Raw genomic sequence first — 2015 nt, forward strand, 5'->3', positions numbered from 1 at the left:
GGTTCATCCAGCGCTCGGTCACCGACGAGATCATGTACGAGATCATGCGGCTCTCCGGCCAGGAATATGTCGATTCGTACGCCAGCACGGTCAAGGCACGGCTGGCCGTGCGCAAGCCGGCCAAAACGGAGACCCAGCGCAATCCTGCCGTCGGCCTGCCGCCGGAGCAACCGGAGCACCCGGAACCGCCGCGGACCAAGGTGCCCGGAGCCATCACCGTCATCGGCGGCCCCGGCCCTGCCGAGAGCCCCGGCCCTGCCGAAGCAGAAGAGCTTCAGCACGCCGCCGACGGCCAGGCCGCCGCCGAAAACCCCTCCGCCCCATCCTCCGGTACGGATCCTGACGGCGGCGCCGGGCACGGCGGGGCGGACCGCGGAACCGCGGCGCCAGGACAGGAGACCGCCGGGCTTGCAGACACAGGGGGAGCCACTCCGAAACCCAGCACAAACGGCAGGCATTGACACCACCGGAATGTGACGGCCCAGCGGTAGCGCGTGACTTCATCAAGTGAAGCCTCGGAAGCCGCGGGTCTACGATTGAAGGGTGACCGATACAACCCTCATGGCTTCCGTTCCTGACCAGCTGCCGACAGCGGCCGACTACCCCGGTCTGGATGACTGGCGCCAGCTGCCGGTGGTGCAGCAGCCCACGTGGCACGACCCCGCGGTCTACGCGTCCTCCGTGGCCGAGCTGAACACCCTGCCGCCGCTGGTCTTCGCCGGCGAAGTCGACGTCCTGCGGGAACGCCTGGCGCAGGCCGCCGATGGCAAGGCCTTCCTGCTCCAGGGCGGGGACTGTGCCGAAACTTTCGGCGCTGCCACGGCCGACAAGATCAGCGCCCGGGTCAAGACGATCCTGCAGATGGCGGTGGTGCTCACGTACGGCGCCTCGTTGCCCGTGATCAAGATGGGCCGGATGGCCGGCCAGTTTGCCAAGCCCCGCTCGTCCAACGACGAGACCCGTGAAGGGGTGACCCTTCCGGCCTACCGCGGCGACATGGTCAATGGCTTCGACTTCACTCCCGAGTCCCGGGCCCACGATGCCAGCCGGATGGTGCAGGCGTACCACACGTCGGCGTCCACGCTGAACCTCATCCGTGCTTTCACCCAGGGCGGTTTCGCCGACCTGCGCCTGGTCCACCACTGGAACAAGGGCTTCACAGCCAATCCGGCACATTCGCGCTACGAGTCGCTCGCCCGGGAAATCGACCGGGCCGTTAAATTCATGGACGCCTGCGGCGCCGACTTCGACGCACTCAAGCGGGTCGAGTTTTTCGCCAGCCACGAAGCCCTGGTGCTGGACTACGAGCGGGCGCTGACCCGCATAGATTCGCGCACCGGGCTGCCCTACAACACCTCCGGGCACTTTCTCTGGATCGGCGAACGCACCCGCCAGCTGGACGGGGCACACGTGGATTTCCTCTCCAGGGTGCGCAACCCCATCGGCGTCAAGTTGGGTCCGACGACCTCCGGCGATGACGCGCTGCGGCTGATCGACAAGCTGGATCCGCAGCGCGAGCCGGGCAGGCTGACCTTCATCACCCGGATGGGTGCCGGGAACATCCGCCACAAGCTGCCGGAGCTGGTCAAGCGGGTCACCGAGAGCGGTGCCAAGGTGCTGTGGGTCACCGACCCCATGCACGGCAACACGGTGACCTCGCCGAACGGCTACAAGACCCGGAACTTCGACGACGTCATTGAGGAAGTACGCGGCTTCTTTGATGTGCACCACGAGCTGGGCACGTTCCCGGGCGGGCTGCACGTGGAAATGACCGGAGACGATGTCGCTGAGTGCCTAGGTGGCGCCGATCCTATCGACCAGAACGCCTTCCTGGACCGCTACGAGTCCGTCTGCGACCCGCGGCTGAACCACATGCAGTCCCTGGAAATGGCGTTCCTGGTGGCCGGGGCGCTGTCCCGCCAGCGGTAGTTCTGTCCCGCGCAGGCCGGTCTTTTAGTCCGGACTGCGTTGACCCGGACTGCGTTGACGCAGTGCAGGAACAGAAGGCCCGGAAC

General features: G+C 66.7%; 1 protein-coding gene and 1 pseudogene. Both read left to right on the top strand.

Annotated elements, in window-relative coordinates; translation table 11 throughout:
- A pseudogene (locus AC5RWT_RS36860) lies at positions 1-461 on the top strand (hypothetical protein); the annotation flags it as partial.
- A gap of 100 nt (positions 462-561) precedes the next feature.
- Positions 562-1929: a class II 3-deoxy-7-phosphoheptulonate synthase gene (locus tag AC5RWT_RS36865; RefSeq protein ID WP_494084535.1), complete on the top strand. Its 1368-nt coding sequence runs from the start codon at positions 562-564 to the stop codon at positions 1927-1929.
- The last annotated feature ends 86 nt before the right edge of the window (positions 1930-2015 follow it).

This window comes from Arthrobacter sp. Dra40 (assembly GCF_059091905.1).

Coding starts and splice junctions, on each gene's coding strand:
- AC5RWT_RS36865 (WP_494084535.1), top strand. CDS start 562: ATGGCTTCCGTTCCTGACCAGCTGCCGACAGCGGCCGACTACCCCGGT.